This window comes from Streptomyces sp. SCUT-3, from assembly GCF_014083985.1.
Lineage (GTDB): Bacteria > Actinomycetota > Actinomycetes > Streptomycetales > Streptomycetaceae > Streptomyces_H > Streptomyces_H thermolineatus.
This window is the reverse complement of record NZ_CP046907.1, coordinates 2,395,252-2,412,994: the sequence shown is the minus strand read 5'-3', so window position 1 is coordinate 2,412,994 and position 17,743 is coordinate 2,395,252. Positions and strand designations below refer to the sequence as shown.

The 17,743-nt window shown below is 74.4% G+C and carries 17 protein-coding genes; 15 read left to right on the top strand and 2 right to left on the bottom strand.

Annotation, left to right across the window (positions count from 1 at the left end; all coding sequences use genetic code 11):
- From GQS52_RS10545 to GQS52_RS10490, 12 genes are all read left to right on the top strand, one after another.
- A complete protein-coding gene (locus tag GQS52_RS10545; RefSeq protein ID WP_182313145.1) occupies positions 1–1,209 on the top strand; it encodes a beta-ketoacyl-[acyl-carrier-protein] synthase family protein in 1,209 nt (402 codons plus the stop codon).
- Positions 1,206–2,420: a beta-ketoacyl synthase N-terminal-like domain-containing protein gene (locus GQS52_RS10540; protein ID WP_182313144.1), complete on the top strand. Its 1,215-nt coding sequence runs from the start codon at positions 1,206–1,208 to the stop codon at positions 2,418–2,420. Before GQS52_RS10545 ends, GQS52_RS10540 begins: the two co-directional genes overlap by 4 nt.
- Complete coding sequence (locus GQS52_RS10535) at positions 2,395–3,531, top strand: beta-ketoacyl synthase N-terminal-like domain-containing protein (protein ID WP_259370696.1); 1,137 nt, start codon at positions 2,395–2,397, stop codon at positions 3,529–3,531. The genes GQS52_RS10540 and GQS52_RS10535 overlap by 26 nt, the downstream gene beginning before the upstream one ends.
- A complete protein-coding gene (locus GQS52_RS10530) occupies positions 3,528–4,535 on the top strand; it encodes a beta-ketoacyl synthase N-terminal-like domain-containing protein (RefSeq protein ID WP_182313143.1) in 1,008 nt (335 codons plus the stop codon). Before GQS52_RS10535 ends, GQS52_RS10530 begins: the two co-directional genes overlap by 4 nt.
- 2 nt (positions 4,536–4,537) lie before the next feature.
- Entirely contained in the window at positions 4,538–5,383 is an 846-nt protein-coding gene (locus GQS52_RS10525) for an alpha/beta hydrolase (RefSeq protein WP_182313142.1), read from the top strand.
- An 11-nt stretch (positions 5,384–5,394) separates the two neighbouring features.
- Complete coding sequence (locus GQS52_RS10520) at positions 5,395–6,345, top strand: thioesterase family protein (protein WP_182313141.1); 951 nt, start codon at positions 5,395–5,397, stop codon at positions 6,343–6,345.
- Positions 6,342–7,004 (top strand): DsbA family protein, encoded by a 663-nt coding sequence (locus tag GQS52_RS10515; RefSeq protein WP_182313140.1) that lies wholly within the window; start codon positions 6,342–6,344, stop codon positions 7,002–7,004. The genes GQS52_RS10520 and GQS52_RS10515 overlap by 4 nt, the downstream gene beginning before the upstream one ends.
- Positions 7,001–7,177: a hypothetical protein gene (locus GQS52_RS10510; RefSeq protein ID WP_182313139.1), complete on the top strand. Its 177-nt coding sequence runs from the start codon at positions 7,001–7,003 to the stop codon at positions 7,175–7,177. The genes GQS52_RS10515 and GQS52_RS10510 overlap by 4 nt, the downstream gene beginning before the upstream one ends.
- Positions 7,178–7,202: 25 nt before the next feature.
- On the top strand, positions 7,203–7,772 hold the full coding sequence (locus GQS52_RS10505; protein ID WP_182313138.1) for a cobalamin-dependent protein: 570 nt from the start codon (positions 7,203–7,205) through the stop codon (positions 7,770–7,772).
- Positions 7,769–9,172 (top strand): methylaspartate mutase, encoded by a 1,404-nt coding sequence (locus tag GQS52_RS10500; protein WP_182313137.1) that lies wholly within the window; start codon positions 7,769–7,771, stop codon positions 9,170–9,172. The genes GQS52_RS10505 and GQS52_RS10500 overlap by 4 nt, the downstream gene beginning before the upstream one ends.
- Before the next feature lie 67 nt (positions 9,173–9,239).
- Positions 9,240–9,809 carry a hypothetical protein gene (locus tag GQS52_RS10495; protein WP_182313136.1) on the top strand — a complete coding sequence of 190 codons (570 nt, stop codon included), beginning with the start codon at positions 9,240–9,242 and terminating at the stop codon, positions 9,807–9,809.
- A gap of 425 nt (positions 9,810–10,234) precedes the next feature.
- A complete protein-coding gene (locus GQS52_RS10490) occupies positions 10,235–11,797 on the top strand; it encodes an acyl-CoA carboxylase subunit beta (RefSeq protein WP_259370695.1) in 1,563 nt (520 codons plus the stop codon).
- Positions 11,798–12,757: 960 nt separating this feature from the next.
- On the opposite strand, the gene GQS52_RS10480 is transcribed toward GQS52_RS10490, so the two are convergent.
- On the bottom strand, positions 12,758–13,333 hold the full coding sequence (locus GQS52_RS10480) for a TerD family protein (protein ID WP_182313134.1): 576 nt from the start codon (positions 13,331–13,333) through the stop codon (positions 12,758–12,760).
- A gap of 156 nt (positions 13,334–13,489) precedes the next feature.
- Between GQS52_RS10480 and arfB the strand changes: the two genes are divergently transcribed.
- Positions 13,490–13,918, top strand: coding sequence for an alternative ribosome rescue aminoacyl-tRNA hydrolase ArfB (arfB, locus tag GQS52_RS10475; protein WP_182313133.1), 429 nt, complete (start codon positions 13,490–13,492; stop codon positions 13,916–13,918).
- Positions 13,919–13,991: 73 nt separating this feature from the next.
- On the opposite strand, the gene GQS52_RS10470 is transcribed toward arfB, so the two are convergent.
- Entirely contained in the window at positions 13,992–14,543 is a 552-nt protein-coding gene (locus tag GQS52_RS10470; protein WP_182313132.1) for a flavin reductase family protein, read from the bottom strand.
- Positions 14,544–14,881: 338 nt separating this feature from the next.
- Between GQS52_RS10470 and cdgB the strand changes: the two genes are divergently transcribed.
- Together cdgB and GQS52_RS10460 are read left to right on the top strand one after the other, a co-directional pair.
- Positions 14,882–16,510, top strand: a complete 1,629-nt coding sequence (cdgB, locus tag GQS52_RS10465; protein WP_182313131.1) for a diguanylate cyclase CdgB — start codon at positions 14,882–14,884, stop codon at positions 16,508–16,510.
- A 285-nt stretch (positions 16,511–16,795) separates the two neighbouring features.
- Entirely contained in the window at positions 16,796–17,725 is a 930-nt protein-coding gene (locus GQS52_RS10460; RefSeq protein WP_182313130.1) for a hypothetical protein, read from the top strand.
- The last annotated feature ends 18 nt before the right edge of the window (positions 17,726–17,743 follow it).

The following is a 17,743-nucleotide window of genomic DNA, read 5'->3' as shown; positions in this document are numbered from 1 at the left end:
ATGGGACGCCGCGTCGTCATCACGGGGCTCGGCCCCATATCGAGCATAGGGACCGGAGTGGGGGCGTTCGGCCCGGCACTGCGCGCCGGCCGCAGCGGGATCTCCCCGATCTCCAGCTTCGACGCCTCCGGGTTCCCCCACTTCATGGCCGGCGAGGTCGCGGACTTCGACCCCAAGGCCCTCCTGCGGACCGTCTCGCCGGCCGACTGGGGCCGCACGAGCCTGTTCGCCGCGGCCGCCGCCCGGCTCGCCGTCGAGGACTCCGGCATGGACCCCGAGGAGCTCTCCCGGTCCCGGGCGGGCTCCAGCATCGGGACCACCAGCGGCGAGTCGCAGGTCGTCGAACGCCTCACCGCCGAATGGGTCGACCGGGGGCTGACCGGGCTCACCCCCGAGCTCGTCCGCCAGGTCCCGGCCTCCCGGCTGGCCAACGCCGTCAACCAGGAGCTGGGCCTGACCGGCGAGGCCGTGACGCTGTCCACGGCCTGCTCGGCCAGCAACTACGCCCTCGGCTACGCCTACGACCAGATCCACACCGGCGACGCCGACTACATGATCGCCGGCGGCGCGGACTCGGTCTGCCGCTGGGCCCACGCCGGCTTCTACCGGCTCGGCGCCCTCACCAAGGAGGCGTGCTCCCCCTTCGACAAGGACCGCTCCGGCATCCTGACCGGGGAGGGCGGCGCCGCCCTGTTCCTGGAGACCCTGGAGTCGGCCACCGCCCGCGGGGCCCACATCTACGCCGAGGTCCTCGGCTACGGGCTCAACTGCGACGCCAACCACATGGTCGCCCCCGACCCGGTGAGCATCGCCGAGTGCATGCGCCGGGCGCACCACAACGCCGGCATCGAGCCCTCGGACGTGGACTACATCTGCGCCCACGGCACCGGCACCCCGGCCAACGACGCCATGGAGTCCCGGGCGGTGATCGAGGTATTCGGGGAGGAGCCGCCGCCGATGAGCTCCATCAAGTCCATGCTCGGCCACACCATGGGCGCGGCCAGCGGCTTCGGGGCCATCGCCTCCGCGCTCGCCATCGACCAGGGCTGGCTCCCGCCCACCGTCAACCACCGCACCCAGGACCCGGAGCTCGCCCTCATCGACCCCGTGCCCAACGAGAGCCGGCCGGCCCGGCCGCGGGTCGTGCAGAACCACGGGTTCGCCTTCGGCGGCAACAACGCCATCACCATCCTCGGACGGGTCGCATGAACGCCACAGCACTGCCGGACGCGCGCCCGGAGGCGGCGGCCGGGCACCTGCCCCGCGACGGGGCGCTCGCCATCACCGGATGGGGCACCGTCTGCTCCCTCGCGATCGGCGCCGAGGAGTTCTCAGCCGCCGTCACCGAGGGCCGCAGCGGCCTGCGCGACGTCACCGGGATGTTCGAGGACGAGGACCTGCCCGCGGCCGAGGCCTGCGCCATGCCCGACTTCCGGGTCCGCGACCACCTCGGCCGCAAGGGCACCAGCTTCTTCGACCGCAGCACCTCGCTGGCCCTCGTCGGCTGCTCGCTGGCCCTGGACGACACCGACCTCGCCGTCGGCGACGACAACCGCGAGCGGGTCGGCATCGTCCTGGGCACCACCGCCGGCAGCATCAGGGCCACCGGCGAGTACAGCCGCGAGACCCTCGTCCAGGACCGCCCCTACCTGGTCAACCCCATGCTCTTCCCCAACACGGTGATGAACTGCGCGGCCGGCCAGGCGGCTATCCGGCACCGCCTCAAGGGCGTCAACGCCACCGTCGCCGGCGGGCAGCTCGCCGGGCTGAGCGCGCTGCGCTACGCCCGCAACCTGATCCGCCGCGACTACGCCGACGCCCTCCTCGTCGGCTCCGTCGAGGAGTTCAGCCCGCACACGGCCTGGGGCACCCACCACCTGTACGCCGCCGACGACGGCCGCGCACCGGTGGGCGAGGGGTCGGCGGTGTTCGTCGTCGAGGACGCCGCCGCGGTGCACCGCGCCGGGCGCCTCCCGGACGCCGAGGTGCTCGCCGTCGAGGTCGGCACCTACGCCCCCGCCGACGGCCGTCCCGAGGCCGGCGACCGGGGACGGCCCGGCGCCGCCGAGGGCCTCGCGACCTGCATCGCCCGGGCCCTGGAGCGGGCCGGCGCCGCACCGTCCGAGGTGTGGGCGGTGGCCTCCGGCGAGAGCGGGGTGGAGCACCGGGACGCGGTGGAGCGCCGCGGCATCGAGGCGGCCCTGGGCACGGCGGCCGAGCGGCTGCGCGTCAAGCGGTCCACCGGCGAGTGCCACAGCGCGTCCGGCTCGCTGCAGATCGCCGCCCTCCTCGGCCGGCACCGGATCGACCCCGCGCTGGACGGCCGCCTGTCCGTGGTGACCTCCTGCTCCCCCGACGGCGCCGTCGGCGCCGCCGTGCTGAGGGGGTGGCACCGTGCGCGTCGCGATCACCGGGGGTGAGATGCTCACCTGCCTGGGCGACACCGCGGCCACCCTCACCGCCCTGGCGAAGGGTGCCGACGGCAGCGGTCCGCTGCGGTTCTACGACACCGACCGGATCAACGTCACCCGCGGCTACCACATCGAGGACGGGGACGGCGGCGGGGACGAGCCACTGCTGCGGACCGGCCGCTGGCTCGCCGCGTGCGTGCGCGGCGCGGTCCGGCAGGCCGGGATCGACCCGTCCGTGCAGCGGGTGTCCGTCGTCGTCGGCACCGGCCTGCGCGAGCTGCGGGCGGTGGAGCGCTGGGCCCTGGACGGCGTCCCGGTGCGCAGGCGCGACCTGCACTTCGACGCGGCCGTGCGCGAGGTCCTGCCGGAGGCCGTCGAGGTCCTCACGGTGTCCAACGCCTGCTCGGCCGCCGGGCACGCCCTGGCGCTGGCCCAGGACCTGCTCGCCGCGGGCGAGGCCGACGCGGTGGTGGCGGCGGGCTGCGACGCGATGAGCGAGAGCATGCTCACCATGATGGGCCGGGTGGTCGACGCCCCCACCCCGGCCCTGCAGCCCTTCCAGGAGGGGCGGGCCGGCGTGCTCCTCGGCGAGGGCGCGGCCGCCGTCGTCCTCCAGCGGGCCGAGGACGCGCACGGCACCTGGCTGGCCGAACTGCTGGGCACGGGGCTGTCCTGCGACGCCCACCACGAGACCGCACCGGACGTGGCGGGCATCGTCGCCGCGATGCGCGACGCCCACGAGCGGGCCGGGGTGCGGCCGCAGGACGTCGGCCTGGTGCTGGCGCACGGGACCGGCACCGCGCTCAACGACCCGACGGAGGCCGCCGCCCTCGGCGAGGTCTTCGCCGGGGCGGGCACGGGCCCGCTGGTGACCGGGATCAAGGGGTCCGTCGGCCACACCTCCGGCAGCGCCGCGCTGATGAGCCTGCTGGTCGCGGCCGAGGCGCTGCGCACCGGCTCGGTGCCGGCGACCGCCGGGCTGCGGACCCCGATCGCCGAGGCCGCCGGCCTGCGGCTGGTCACCGGGGAACCGGCCGCCTGCGACGCGCGGGTGGCCCAGGTGAACGCGTTCGGCTTCGGCGGTGTCAACGCGGTGAGCGTCATCAGGGTGGACGGATGAGTACCAGGAGCACGGAAACGAGCACGCCCCCGGCCGGAGGTGTCGCGGTCACCGCGCACTGCGTCCACGTGCCGGGCGCCGGCGACGGGCCGGAGGCCGCCGCGCCCGCCGGGGACGCCGCGGCACGGGCCGTCCTGGCCGCCGCGGAACCCGCCTGCGGGCCCGACCAGGCGCACACCGTGCTGGGCCGCAAGGGCCTGCTGTTCAAGGAGCCCGCCACCCGGCTGGCCCTGTGCGCCGTCCACCGGGCTCTCGGACTGCCCCCGGGCCGGCTCGCCGAACCCCTCCCCGGGGCGGGGAGCACCGCCGTGGTGGTCAGCTCCAATCTGGGCAACGTGCAGACCGTCCGCGACGTCGCCGCCACGATGCGGGCGGGCTCCGCGCACGACGTGAGCCCCCTCAACGGGCCCAACGCGTCCAGCAACGTCATCGCCAGCGTCATCGCCATCCGCTACGGCTTCACCGGCCCCAACCTGATGGTGTGCAGCGGCGCCACCTCCGGTCTCGACGCGGTCAGGCTCGGCTCCCTGCTGCTGCACGGCGGACGCGCCCGGCGGGTCGTCGTGGTGGGCGTGGAGCCCGACGACGAGGTCGCCGCGGCCCTGGCCGGCCTGCGGGAGGACCCGGCGCCCGCCGGCGGACTGCGCGCGGCCGCCGCCTGCCTGGTCCTCGAACCCCGCGGCCCCGGCACGGACCTGCTGCTCGGCCCGGTGCGCCACCACGCCCGCCCGGACGACCACCCGCAGCCCGCGGCCGGCGCGCTGCGGCTGGTGCCGCCCGGCGCCGGCGGCCCGTCGGCCGTCGACGTCTCCGCGCACCTGGGGGACACCTACGGCGCCCTCGGGGTGCTCCAGCTCGCCCTCGCCGCGTCCTGGCTCACCGTCGGGGACCACCCGGACGGGGAGCGCCGCAGCGCCCTGGTCACCTGCGGCGACGCCGAGGACGGCTACGCCTCGGTGCGCCTGGGGCGGGTCCGCGTGCCCGTCCCGGCCGGGAGGGCCTAGAGATGGAGGAGCCGAGGGAGGTGCGGCCGGCCCGGCGCGGACCGGGCGACGCCGGCCCGGTGGTGGCCATGGTCCACGGCATGGAGGACACCGGGGAGAGCTGGACGCCGCTCGCGGAGCAGCTCGCCGCGACGCTCCCGGGCGGCTGCCGGACCTACGCGCTCGACATGCCGTGGCGGGCGGGCAACCCCTACCGGTGGCCGCACCGCGGGACCCCCGCGCACTGGCTGCGCGAGGCGCTCGCCGGGCTCCCCGAGCCGGCCGACGTGCTGGTCGGTCACTCCTTCGGCTCCAACGCGGTCCTCCAGCACCTGGCCGACTGCGGGCCCCGGGGCCCCGAGGGCGTCCGCGCGGCCGTCCTGGTCGCCCCGTTCTACCGCCCGGAGAGCCTGGCGGTGGACTGGGCCCTGCACGACGCCGCGCTGGCCGGCTTCCGCCGCACCATGGCGGAGGGGACGCGAGTGCGGCTGGGCCCGCGCGCCGCGCGCATGGAGGACGACGTCTTCTCCGCGATGGTGGACGCGGTCGTCGACAGGATCGGCCCCGTCGGCTTCCTCAGCCTGTTCCTGCAGTTCGTCGGCACCACCGAACTCGACCTGACGCGCACGCCCGTGCCGACCCTGGTCCTCGCCGGCGAGCACGACGAGGCCCTCGCCGGGGAGCGCGCGTCCGCCCTCGCCGCGGCGATGCCCGCGGCGACGGTGCGCCAGTACCCGCACTACCGCCACTGCTGCCACGTCGAGAGGCCGGCCGACGTGGCGGCCGGGATCGCCGGATTCCTGCGGTCCGTCCTCCCGGACCCCACACCCACGCCGTCACCGTCCGGTGCCGGTACGACACGCACGTGAAGGACAGGCTCATGACAGACCTGCTCGACGGCACCCTCGCCGTACCCGTGGGCAAGCCCCGCTACGAGGGCGCCAACATCCGCACCTGGATCGGCTTCAAGCACTTCATGTACCTCAGCGAGGAAGGGGTGCTCGAGTACTTCCGCAGCAAGGGCGTGGGGCCGGAGAAGCTCTACCACGCCTACGGCCTCGGCCTGGAGTTCGTCGACCACTCGGTGAGCCTGCCGGCCACCCTCGGCATCGACGACGCGGTGACCGCAGTCGTCGAGCCCGGCCGGCCCAAGCCGGGCCACGGCGTGCCGTTCAAGGTGAAGCTGACCGTCGAGCGCGACGGCGAGACGGTCACGGTGTGCAGCGGCAAGGTGCGCGTCGCCCTGGTGACCCTCAAGGACGTCCCGGCGGCGGAGCCCGTCCCGGCGTTCCTGGAGCCGTACACGGTCCCCGAGGCGGCGGCCCTGGCGGACGTCGCGGGCGAGCAGGCGAAGGAGGCCGACGCCGCCGACGTGGCCGGCGTCCTGGCCCCCGCCGACTCCAACGCCTTCCTGTGGTCCTGGCGGATCCCCTACTTCTACTGCCGCTTCTCCGACCGCATGCAGCACTCGGGCTACGTCCGGGCGATGGAGGAGGTCGTCGACCGCTTCCTCGACGCCCGCGGCATCTCCGTGCGCACCATGCTCGTCGAGCGCGGCTGGATCCCCGTGGTGTCGCGGGCCCGGGTGCACCTGCTCGCCGACGCGCTCATGGAGGAGACCCTGCACACCGTCCTGAACGTGCAGGAGATCATCAAGGACGTCATGTACACCGCGTCCTTCGACTGCTACGTGCACCGCGACGGGAAGCTGGTCCGTACGGCCACCGGCAGCATCATGCACGGCTACGCGGTCAGCCGCGGGGAGAAGGCCGGCTCCCTGGCCGAGTTCGACGACACCACCCGCGCCGCCCTCCTGGGAGGCCGGGCATGAGGCGTCCGCCGAGGCTCTACTTCTCCTTCCGCAGCCCCTTCAGCTGGATGGCGCTGCGCCGGCTCGAGGAGCGGTTCCCGCAGGCCCCCGAGGTCATCGACTACTACCCGTTCTGGGGACCGGACAAGGTCACCGAGGCCGCCCTGGAGGAACGCGGCTCCGGCATGCACTACGTCCAGATGTCCAAGGCCAAGCACCTGTACATCCTCCAGGACACCAAGCGCCTCTCCCAGCAGTTCGGCTACCGGATGACCTGGCCGGTCGACATCGACCCCTGGTGGGAGCTGCCGCACCTGGCCTGGCTGCGGGCCCGCCGGCTCGGCCGCGCGCAGGACTTCTACCGGGCGGTGACCGAGGCCCGCTGGGAGCGGGGCGAGAACGTCTGCGAGCCGGAGGTCCTGCACCGGATCGCCGAGGCGGCCGGTTTCGACGGAGACGCCATGGTCTCCGCCGTCGACGACCCGGAGATCCGGGCCGAGGGCGCCGACGCGCTCGCCGCCGCCTACGACGACGACGTCTTCGGCATCCCCTACTTCAAGGTCGGCCCGCACCGCTTCTGGGGCGTCGACCGCCTGGACGCGTTCCTCGACGCCCTGGCGACGGCCCTGGAGAAGGCCGCGGCCAGAGCCGCCGCGCAGGAGGGGCGGGAGAAGGCATGACGAACGCACAGCAGGACGCCGCCGCACCGGGGCCGGTCCTCCCCGACTCCCTCCCGCCCGGCCGCATCGAGGTCGACGACGACTGGTTCCCCGACCCCCTCGCCGGCGTGCCCGCCGCGGTGATCGATCTGGTCGGTGCCTACGACCACGACACCGCGGGCGGCTGCGGCTGACCGTCCCGCTGAAGGCGTGGTGCCCATGAAGACCGACCCCGTCGTGCCGGACGCCGGCCCCCTCCTCCCGGAGGCGGGCCCCGTCGTGCCGGACGCCGGCCCCCTCGTGCCGGACGCCGGATCCGCGGCGGCGAGGACCGGCCCCGCGGACCCGGCGCCCGGCCGAGCCCGCAGGGTGCTCCTGAGCAGCGTCTCCTCCGACGCGCACACCTGGAACCTCGTCTTCCTCCAGCTGCTGCTGGAGGAGGCCGGGTGCGAGGTCGTCAACCTCGGCGCGTGCGTCCCGGACGAGCTGCTGATCGGCGAGTGCGCCGCGCTCCGCCCCGACCTGCTGGTGATCAGCACCGTCAACGGCCACGGCCGCGCGGACGGCGAGAGGCTGATCGGCAGGCTGCGGGCGCGGCCGGAACTGCGCGGAGTCCCCGCGGTCATCGGGGGCAAGCTCGGCGTGCGCGGCGGGGACGAGGAGGCGGGCCGCGCGCTGGTGGCCGCCGGGTTCGACGCCGTCTTCCAGGACGACGCGGCCCCGGAGCTGTTCGTCGAGTTCGTGCGCGCCCTGGAACCCGCCCCGGCCGGACGGGTGGGCACGCAGTGACCGCCGGCACCGGAACCGGCACCGGAACCGGCACCGGAACCGGCACCGGAACCGGCCCGGTCCCCGTCCCCGTCCCGGGCCCGTCCGGGCCGCCCGCCCGGGACACCCGGCCCGGGCGCCCGGCGGACGGGGCGTTCGCCGCGGCCGTCGGGAACCTGCTCCGGTCCGCGCCGCTGGTGGTGCAGCCCCGGATGGGGTTCGACGACCCCCGGGAGATGCGACGGGGGCTGGCCGCCGTGCGGCGGGCCCGGGCGGCCGCGGTCGGCACCGTCACCCTGGACAGCTACACGCGGGTGAAGGACTACGCCTCGGTCGCGCGGGCCGCCGCCGCGGGCACCCCGCTCAACGGCTACCCGCTGGTCACCCACGGCCCGGACGTCACGCGGGCGGTGACGGACGGCATCCGCGGCCCCCGCTTCCCGGTGCAGGTCCGCCACGGCTCGCCGCTGCCCGACGACATCTTCGCCGCGATGGCCGCGGCCGGGCTGGACGCCACCGAGGGCGGCCCGGTCTCGTACTGCCTGCCCTACAGCCGGGTCCCCCTGGCCGTGGCGACGGAGAGCTGGGCGCGGTCCTGCGAGCGGTTCGCCGAACTGCGGGAGCACGGGTTCGAACCGCACCTGGAGAGCTTCGGCGGCTGCATGATGGGCCAGATGTGCCCGCCCGGCCTGCTGGTCGCCCTCACCCTCCTCGAAGGGATGTTCTTCCGCAGCCACGGCCTGCGCAGCATCTCGCTCAGCTTCTCCCAGCAGACCGACCCGGAGCAGGACGCGGAGGGCCTGGCCGCCCTGCGCGCCCTGGCCGGAGAGTTCCTGCCGGACGTGGACTGGCACGTGGTGCTCTACACCTACATGGGCAAGTTCCCGCGCACCCGCCACGGCGCCCTGGCGCTGCTGCGCGACGCGGCGGAGCTGGCCGTGCGCACCGGCGCGGAGCGGCTGATCGTCAAGACGGCGGCCGAGGCGTGGCGCATCCCCACGGTCGAGGAGAACGTGGAGGCCCTGGAGTTCGCGGCCGCCGCCGCCGAGGACGCGGCCGGCCGGGAGCACCCGCCGGTGCCCGACACCGGCATCGCGGCCGAGGCCCGCCTGCTGGTCGAGGCGGTCCTCGACCTCCACCCCGACGTGGGCCGGGCGATGGTGCGCGCGTTCGCCCGGGGCTACCTCGACGTCCCGTACTGCCTGCACGCCGACAACCGGGGGCGGGCCCGCAGCTACATCGACTCGGGGGGCAGGCTGCGGTGGGCGTCCACCGGGTCCATGCCGATCGGCGCGGTGGCCGGGGGCGGGACCCGCCGGGACGTGACCAGTTCCGAGCTGCTGGACGCCCTCTCCCACGTCGAGCGCGCCTACGACCGCCTGCCGGCGGGCACCGGGCCGGACCGCCCCGCCGTCGGGTGAGGCCCCGCCGCCCCGGCCGGCCCGGGCACCACGAGCCGCCGCGCCGCCACCGTTGTGAGGGAGAGCCATGGACTGGACGATGGACCGCCTGCTGCCGCAGTACGACAAACGCGAGCAGCACGACCGGTGGATCGCGGCGCCGCCCGGGGCGGTGTGGGAGGCGCTGACCGACCTGAGGGCGCACGACCTCGGGCTGACCGTCGCCCTCACCCGGCTGCGCGGAGGCCCCGCGGCGTGGGGCCGGGACGGCGCGGGCCCGCTGGACGTACGGGTCCTGGACTCGATGGCGCCGCGCGAACTGGCCACCGACCCGCCCCGCGAGGTGGTGCTCGGCGACATCGCCCGCTACACCGCTGTGCGCCCCTCCCGCCCGGACGTCGTGCGCGGCGACCCGGAGGCGTTCGCGGCCTTCGACGCGCCGGGGTGGTCCAAGGTCGTGATGAACTTCCGGCTCGTCCCCGAGGGCGACGGGACGCGGGTGACCACCGAGACCCGGGTGCGGAGCACCGACGGGGCGACCCGACGGGCCTTCGCCCGCTACTGGCTCGTCGTGCGCGCGGGCAGCGGCCTGATGCGGCGCGACATCCTGCAGGCGGTCGACCGCAGGGCGAGGCGCGCCGGGGAGCCCGGACGGTGACGGCCGGCCCGGTCCCCCCTGGCACCAACCTGCCAGGGGGCGTCCGGGGCGCCGGCCGGGGCGGGCCCGGCCGCGCCCGCCGGCCGGACGCCGCCGGGAGCACCGCCCGGACCCCCGGACGGGCGGCACCGGCGGCGCCCCGGGAGGGCGGGCGCCCCGGCCGCGCACCGGTCGGGCCCCTGTCATCTTGCGGTCAACCGCCGGCCGATCGCTGGGAAGGCGGCCCGCCCCTCCCTAGCATCGGCAGCGCGGCTCCCCGCCGGAGAAGGACCGGGGAGGTGCGGCCGCCCCGTCCGGCGCGGCCGCCGGGACCGCCGTCACCGAAGCGGCCGCTGCCGGAGCCGACGCCGCGGCGCGCGTCCGACGCCGTCCGCGGCCCCACGGCCGACCGAACGGAATGCTGACCAGGGCTGGGAGGCCGAATCATGCTGCGGAGCGGTGCCACGATGCGCGACCGGACGGCCGAACTCGAGGCCCTGCGGGAGGAGGTGCGCCTGGGCGCCCCGGGGGCGACCGAGGCGCAGCACGCCCGGGGCAGGCTGACGGTGCGCGAACGGCTCGACCTGCTGCTGGACGAGGGCTCCTTCCACGAGGTGGAGCCGCTGCGGCGGCACCGGGCGACCGGCTTCGGGCTCGAGGCGAAGCGGCCCCACACCGACGGGGTGGTCACCGGGTGGGGCACGGTCCACGGCCGCAAGGTCTTCGTCTACGCCCACGACTTCCGCATCTTCGGCGGAGCCCTGGGCGAGGCGCACGCGCAGAAGATCCACAAGATCATGGACCTGGCGCTGGCGGCCGGCGCGCCGCTGGTCTCGCTCAACGACGGCGCCGGGGCCCGCATCCAGGAGGGCGTCTCGGCGCTCGCCGGGTACGGCGGGATCTTCGAGCGGAACACCAGGGCGTCCGGGGTGATCCCGCAGATCTCGGTGATGCTCGGTCCCTGCGCGGGAGGCGCGGCCTACTCGCCGGCCCTGACGGACTTCGTGTTCATGGTCCGGGAGACCTCGCAGATGTTCATCACCGGCCCGGAGGTGGTGGAGGCGGTGACCGGCGAGAAGGTCACCCACAACGGGCTCGGCGGCGCGGACGTCCACGCCGAGACCTCCGGGGTGTGCCACTTCGCCCACGACGACGAGGCCTCCTGCCTGGAGGAGGTCCGCTACCTGCTGTCGCTGCTGCCGTCCAACAACCGCCAGGCGCCGCCCGCGGTCGTCCCCACGGACCCCGCGGACCGGCGCTGCGAGGAGCTGGCGGACCTGGTCCCCCTGGAGGGGAGCCGCCCCTACGACATGCGCGCGGTGATCGAGGAGATCGTCGACGACGGCGAGCACATGGAGGTCCACGAGCGGTGGGCCACCAGCATCATCTGCACCCTCGCCCGCCTGGGCGGGCAGGTGGTGGGCATCGTCGCCAACCAGCCGCAGTCCCTGGCCGGGGTGCTGGACATCCACTCCTCGGAGAAGGCCGCACGGTTCGTCCAGATGTGCGACTCGTTCGACATCCCGCTGGTCACCCTGGTCGACGTGCCCGGCTTCCTCCCCGGGGTCGACCAGGAGCACGGCGGCATCATCCGGCACGGCGCCAAACTGCTGTACGCGTACTGCAACGCGACCGTGCCGCGGATCTCGGTGGTGCTGCGCAAGGCCTACGGCGGCGCGTACATCGTCATGGACTCCCGCTCCATCGGCGCCGACCTGGCCTACGCCTGGCCGGCCAACGAGATCGCGGTGATGGGCGCCGAGGGGGCGGCCAACGTCGTCTTCCGCCGGCAGATCGCCGCCTCCGACGACCCCGGGGCGACCCGCGAACGCCTGGTCAAGGAGTACCGGGCCGAGCTGATGCACCCCTACTACGCGGCCGAGCGGGGCCTCGTCGACGACGTCATCGACCCGGCCGACACCCGCCGGGTCCTGATCCGCTCGCTGGACGTCCTGCGGGAGAAGCACGCGCAACTGCCCGCCCGCAAGCACGGAAACCCCCCGGCATGACGGCCGGAAGGGCGCGCCCCGGGGAGGCGCACACCGGGGGGACCGGCTCCGGGGAGACCGGTTCCGGGGGGACCGGCTCCGGAGGGGGGCCGGCCGGGCCGGTCCTCGCGCGGGTCCTCAGGGGCAGTCCGACCCCAGCGGAACTGGCGGCACTCACGGTGGCCCTGGCGACGCTCGCGGGGGCCGGGGGCGAGGAGGCCCGCCCGCCGGAGCGGCGCGAGTCCGGCACCGTCCGGGCCCTGCGGAGCCACTGCGCGCCCCGCTCGTGGGCGGCTCCCGGCGGGAACCGCCCGGCGGCGGCCGTACGGTGACGGCCGCCCGGCGCGCGCCTTCCGGCGGCGCCCCGGGCCGCAGCACCGGCGGCCCCCCTGCCGCATTTCAGGGGCGGCCGGTTCTCAGCGATTCGGCGGGGGCGGCCGGTGAATCGCTTCAGGAGTCCTCCGGAAACGCGACGGGCGAAATCCGGGAGGGAGTTCCGGGGCGATGCGCCCGGGAATTTTCCCGTCCCCGGCGCCCAGGCTCCGCAGAATTTCTCCCAGGGTCTCCGGGTCGAGGGGGAGCCGGGGCTCCTCCAGGACCGCGGTCGCGCCGTCCCGCCGTAACCAGTCCGCGAATCGGAGTTCCATTTCCTCCAGCAGTTCCGGGCCGTTCCGTGCAGCCGAACCGTGGGACGGCTCCCTTTCCACTGTGCCTCCCGGCGGATTACCGAATCCCTGGGAATCGTACACCAGGGGAAAGCCCTCAAAGGCGGGATTTTTTCCCGGCGACCCGAGCCGAATAGGCGGGGGAGGGGGAATGTGAGGGAGCGGTGAAACGGGGGGGCTTTTGGCGGGGGAATCGCGGAGCCGCCGTGCCGCGGGCCCCGAATCGCCCCGGCCCCGAAACGACCCGGCCCCGAAACGCTCCGGCACCGGAACCCGCGCGGGGTTCCGGTGCCGGAGGGGGGACGGTCGCGGTGCGTCAGACGTTGACGCCGAAGTCGGAGGCGATGCCGGCCAGGCCGGAGGCGTAGCCCTGGCCGACGGCGCGGAACTTCCACTCGGCGCCGTGGCGGTAGAGCTCGCCGAAGACCATGGCGGTCTCGGTGGCGGCGTCCTCGGTGAGGTCGTAGCGGGCGATCTCGGTGCCGTTGGCCTGGTTGACGACGCGGATGAAGGCGTTGCGGACCTGGCCGAAGTTCTGGCTGCGGGTCTCGGCGTCGTAGATCGAGACCGGGAAGACGATCTTCTCGACGTCGGCCGGCAGGCCCTGCAGGTTGACGTTGATCTGCTCGTCGTCGCCCTCGCCCTGGCCGGTGAGGTTGTCACCGGTGTGGACGATGGTGCCGTCCGGGGTCTGCTTGTTGTTGAAGAAGACGAAGTGCTGGTCCGAGACGACCCTGCCGGCGGAGTTCGCGGCGATGGCACTGGCGTCGAGGTCGAAGTCCGTGCCCGTGGTGGTCCGGACGTCCCAGCCGAGGCCGACCGTGACGGCGGTCAGGCCCGGGGCCTCCTTGGTGAGGGAGACGTTGCCGCCCTTGGACAGGCTTACAGCCATGGATGTCCCTTTCCTGGATCCTGCGTCGAGGGTGCGGGGGTTTCGTCCCCGCCGACGACGCTACCGTTACCCCCTCCAACGTGACGGCACCGTCCGCCGGTTCCTTGCAGGGCAAATCGGGTGACGGCGGGCCCCGGACCGGGGGATCATGGCGTCATGCCTGCCGACATACGCGTCCGCGGCCCGGTCTCGGTTCCGGAGGCCGAGCTGGTGTGGCGCTTCTCCCGTTCCTCCGGGCCCGGCGGCCAGCACGTGAACACCTCGGACACCCAGGTGGAGCTGCGCTACGACCTGGCAGCCTCGAACGCCCTCCCCCCGGTGTGGAAGGAGCGGGCCCTGGAGCGGCTCGCCGGGCGCCTGGTGGGGGGAGTGCTGGTCGTACGGGCCTCCGAGCACCGCTCGCAGTGGCGCAACCGCGAGACCGCCGCCGCCCGGATGGCCTCGCTGCTGGCCGAGGCGACGGCGCCGCCGCCCCGGCCCCGGCGTCCGACGAAGGTCCCGCGCGGCATCAACGAGCGCAGGCTGCGGGAGAAGCGCCGCCGCGGCGACATCAAGGGCGGGCGCTCGGGCCGCGACTGGACGTGACCGGCCGGGGCCCGGAGGCTCCGGGGGCCGGGGGCTCCGGGGGCCGGGGGCTCCGGGGCCGGGGGTCGGACCGTCAGCGCAGGTAGCGGTAGCGGCCGCGGAAGTACGTCAGCGGGTTGCCGCCCGCGCTGGGGGTCGACGCGTCGAGCACCCGTCCGACGACCAGCGTGTGGTCACCGGCGGGCACGCGCTGTTCGGTCCGGCACTCCACTACGGCGAGCGCCCCGCCCAGGACGGGAGAGCCCGAGAAGGCGCCGCGGTAGTAGGGGACGTCCTCGAACAGCAGCCGGTCGCTGAGCCGGCCGCGCATGGCGAAGCGCCCGGCGATGTGCCGCTGGCTCTCCGAGAGGACCGAGACCGCCCACAGGGGCTGCCGGGAGAGCAGGTCGTCCATGCGGGACCCCTCGCGCACGCTGACCAGGACCAGGGGCGGCTCGAGCGAGACGGACATGAACCCGGTGGCGGTCATGCCGACGTCCTCGCCGTGCGGGCCCTCGTCCTCGTCGTGGGCGGTGAGGAGGACGACTCCGCCGGCCAGCCTGGACAGGGCGGCGCGGAACTCGTCGGGGCTCACCCGGTGCTCTGCGGCCGGGACCGGTGCGGGGGGCTCGTGCGGAGAGGGCATTCCTCCAGCATGTCGGACGGGCGGGGACGACGGGATCCGGCCTGTATGTGATGGCAACACATCTCGAACGTTAGCCCGGTCGGGGGTGTCCGGGCATCGGTCCCCGGACCGGCCCCGGGACCGGTCCGGGGACCAGGACCGCGGACCGAGCGTGTTGAGGACGTGAAGGCGGAATCGAACGTTCTGTAATCAATCTTTCACATACAGCTGTGACTTGGGTCACATGGGGTCTTAATTGTTGACCCTGTGTACCGGGCGAACTGCTCGCTGTGATTCAGTGGCCGTGGCAATCGGACGATAAGAAATCAGGAGTTGTTGTCGAGGGCTCGGGGAGAGCGATGGAAACCGAGTCGGAGCCGTACGTCCGGTTGGCGACCCTGCGCCAACTGCACCAGATGGTGGCGGACCTCAACACCGCCCGCAGCCTGGCAGAGACGCTGCAGGTCGTCGTCGACGGGGTCGTCAACGGCCTGGGATTCGAGATGGCCGCGGTGAACCTCGTCCACAACGACGGGGACCTCGTGGTCGCCGCCGTCTCCGGCGACCCGGACGCCACCTCGGTGCTCACCGGCGCCGTGGGCTCCCGCGAGTCGTGGGAACGGCTCCTCGCGGTCGGCGAGCAGTGGGGCGAGCTGCGCTTCGTGCCGCACGACCACGGCTGGGCCTCCGGCGACGTCCCCCTGTGGTCCAGGACCGGCGCACCCTCCGCCGACCCCGACGCCTGGCACCCCCACGACTGCCTCTTCGCCCCCATGTACAGCTCCAACGGCGAACTCCTGGGCGTCATCTCCGTCGACCGCCCCCGGGGCGGCAGACGCCCCGGGCCCTGGAGCCGCGAGGCCCTGCAGATGTACGCCTTCCAGGCGTCCATCGCCATCACCAACGCCCGGCTGCGCGCCAACATGCAGCGCGCGCTGGTCCGGCTGGAGCGCGAGCAGCAGGCGCTGCGCGCCAGCGAGGAGAGCTTCCGCCAGGCGTTCGAATTCGCCCCCAGTGGCATGGCCATCACCGAGCTCGGCGGGGACCAGAACGGCAAGCTCCTCAAGGCCAACGACGCCCTGTGCCGGCTCCTCGACCGCTCCGCGGCCTCCCTGCGCCGCTACGCCTTTGCCGACCTCGTCCACCCCGACGACCTGGGCGTCCTGCTGCGCACCTCCGCCGAGGGCGGCCGGGCGGAACTGCGCCTGGCCCGCCGCGACGGCTCCTACGTGTGGGTCTCGCTGCGCAACTCGGTGGTCGCGGACGCCACCGACGGCCCGCGCGCCCTGCTCACCCACGTGGAGGACATCGAGGAGCGCAAGCGGCGCGAACTGCAACTGGCGCACCGCGCCAGCCACGACAGCCTGACCGGACTGCCCAACGCCGCCGAGCTGCGCTCCAGGCTGGCCGGCCGGCTGTGCGACCGGCCGCAGACCGCCGTCGCCGGCCCCGGCGGACCACCGGGCCCGGACACGCACAACGGCTACGAGCACCCCTACAGCTACGCACCCGACTGCTTCCCCTCCCTCATCGAGCACCACGTGCACGTCGTCTCCCCCGACACCCTCCCCGGCGGAGGGACGCAGGGCGAGAAAGGGGTCGCCGTGCTCTTCTGCGACCTCGACGGTTTCAAGGCGATCAACGACCGCTACGGCCACCACGTCGGCGACGCCGTGCTGGTCGAGGTGGCCCGCAGGCTGGCCGCCGCGGTGCGCGACGGCGACACGGTCGCCCGGCTCGGCGGCGACGAGTTCGTCGTCCTGGCGGACGGGCTGGGCCGGGAGGACGCCGAGGACCTGGGGGTGCGGCTGCGCAGCGCGATCGCCCCGCCGATCCGCGTCGAGGGCAGGACGGTGCGGGTCGGGGCCAGTTTCGGCGTCAGCTGGGCGGGGTGCGGGATGACCGCCGACGAGGTGCTGCAGTCGGCCGACCAGCGGATGTACGTCGAGAAGCGGTCCCGTTCCCGGTCCCACCGCCGGGTGGGCTGAGGGCCCTCCCGGACCGCCTCCGAGCCGCGTTCCGCGGAACCGCGGAGCCTCCGGTTCCGTCACACCGGAAGAGGCGCGGGGCCCGGGGCAGGTAGGCTGCGACGGGTCAGCTATGTCCGCACCGCACCGTGGTACACACAGTGAACACGCAGTGTGTCGGCGGTTGAACGATCATGAACTTTGATCATCCGCACAGACGGTTCCTGTCGGGCCGGTGCCGGCCCTGGTATGGATCGTCGAGCGTGTGTGCGCCATGATCAGATGCACTGAGGAGTGAGCTAGCGGATGACGGCCGGTCCCAACGGCACGCCCGAGAACGACGACCCGTTCGCCTACCTGTACCGCGGCGAGGGTGAGCAGGGCGCCGGGCAGGGCACGGCGGGGCAGCCCGGCGTGCCCCGCACCTCCTACAACCAGGTCTCCCGGGTGGGCGAGCGCAGGCCGTCCGTCCCCGGCGGCTACGGCTACCCCCCGCAGGCGCCCCAGCCCCAGCCCCAGCCCGGGGGCCAGGGGCCGGCCGCCCCCGGCGGGCGGGCGGCGAGCCGCCAGGCGGCCGGGGCGGCCCAGGGCGGCGGGCCCAACCGCAAGGGGCTGCTGATCGGAGCGATCGCGGTCGTCGCGGCCGTCGTCGTCGGCATCTCCGTCGCCGCGCTCAGCAGCGGTGACGACGACGAGAAGCAGGCCGACGACCCCGCCGCCACCGCCCCGGCCGATCCCGGCGGCGAGGACCCCGACAACAAGGCCGCCGACGGGGACGACAAGGGCAAGGACAAGAAGGACGCCAAGAAGTTCAAGACCCTCACCGCGTTCGCCAACAGCCTGCGGCTCGACGGCGGGGCCACCGCCAGCACCGAGCACGCCGGGGCCAGCGGCCCCAACGGCGCCTACGTCGACCACATGAACGTCGTCGGCGCCTCGGCGACCTGGACCTTCGACGTCCCCGAGGCGGGCCCGTACACCTTCTACATCGGCTACGGCAACGCCGGCGAGACCGCCACCCCGACCCTGACGGTCAACGGCACCGCGCAGGACCGGAAGATAAACATGGGGAACTTCACCGGGCAGAAGGAATGGTCCAAGGCGTGGACCGAGACCTACTCCTGGGTGAACCTCAACAAGGGCACCAACACCCTCAAGATCTCCTGCGAAGACGGCGACAAGTGCGGCTTCAACCTCGACAAGGTGTGGTTGAAACAGGGGCACATCGAGAAGTAGCGCCGCCTCCCCGCGACC

What these genes read in the sequence shown, in the direction of transcription:
- GQS52_RS10545 (WP_182313145.1), top strand. Translation starts at nt 1, where the DNA reads ATGGGACGCCGCGTCGTCATCACGGGGCTCGGCCCCATATCGAGCATA.
- GQS52_RS10540 (WP_182313144.1), top strand. Translation starts at nt 1,206, where the DNA reads ATGAACGCCACAGCACTGCCGGACGCGCGCCCGGAGGCGGCGGCCGGG.
- GQS52_RS10530 (WP_182313143.1), top strand. Translation starts at nt 3,528, where the DNA reads ATGAGTACCAGGAGCACGGAAACGAGCACGCCCCCGGCCGGAGGTGTC.
- GQS52_RS10525 (WP_182313142.1), top strand. Translation starts at nt 4,538, where the DNA reads ATGGAGGAGCCGAGGGAGGTGCGGCCGGCCCGGCGCGGACCGGGCGAC.
- GQS52_RS10520 (WP_182313141.1), top strand. Translation starts at nt 5,395, where the DNA reads ATGACAGACCTGCTCGACGGCACCCTCGCCGTACCCGTGGGCAAGCCC.
- GQS52_RS10515 (WP_182313140.1), top strand. Translation starts at nt 6,342, where the DNA reads ATGAGGCGTCCGCCGAGGCTCTACTTCTCCTTCCGCAGCCCCTTCAGC.
- GQS52_RS10510 (WP_182313139.1), top strand. Translation starts at nt 7,001, where the DNA reads ATGACGAACGCACAGCAGGACGCCGCCGCACCGGGGCCGGTCCTCCCC.
- GQS52_RS10505 (WP_182313138.1), top strand. Translation starts at nt 7,203, where the DNA reads ATGAAGACCGACCCCGTCGTGCCGGACGCCGGCCCCCTCCTCCCGGAG.
- GQS52_RS10495 (WP_182313136.1), top strand. Translation starts at nt 9,240, where the DNA reads ATGGACTGGACGATGGACCGCCTGCTGCCGCAGTACGACAAACGCGAG.
- GQS52_RS10490 (WP_259370695.1), top strand. Translation starts at nt 10,235, where the DNA reads ATGCTGCGGAGCGGTGCCACGATGCGCGACCGGACGGCCGAACTCGAG.
- GQS52_RS10480 (WP_182313134.1), bottom strand. Translation starts at nt 13,333, where the DNA reads ATGGCTGTAAGCCTGTCCAAGGGCGGCAACGTCTCCCTCACCAAGGAG.
- arfB (WP_182313133.1), top strand. Translation starts at nt 13,490, where the DNA reads ATGCCTGCCGACATACGCGTCCGCGGCCCGGTCTCGGTTCCGGAGGCC.
- GQS52_RS10470 (WP_182313132.1), bottom strand. Translation starts at nt 14,543, where the DNA reads ATGCCCTCTCCGCACGAGCCCCCCGCACCGGTCCCGGCCGCAGAGCAC.
- cdgB (WP_182313131.1), top strand. Translation starts at nt 14,882, where the DNA reads ATGGAAACCGAGTCGGAGCCGTACGTCCGGTTGGCGACCCTGCGCCAA.
- GQS52_RS10460 (WP_182313130.1), top strand. Translation starts at nt 16,796, where the DNA reads ATGACGGCCGGTCCCAACGGCACGCCCGAGAACGACGACCCGTTCGCC.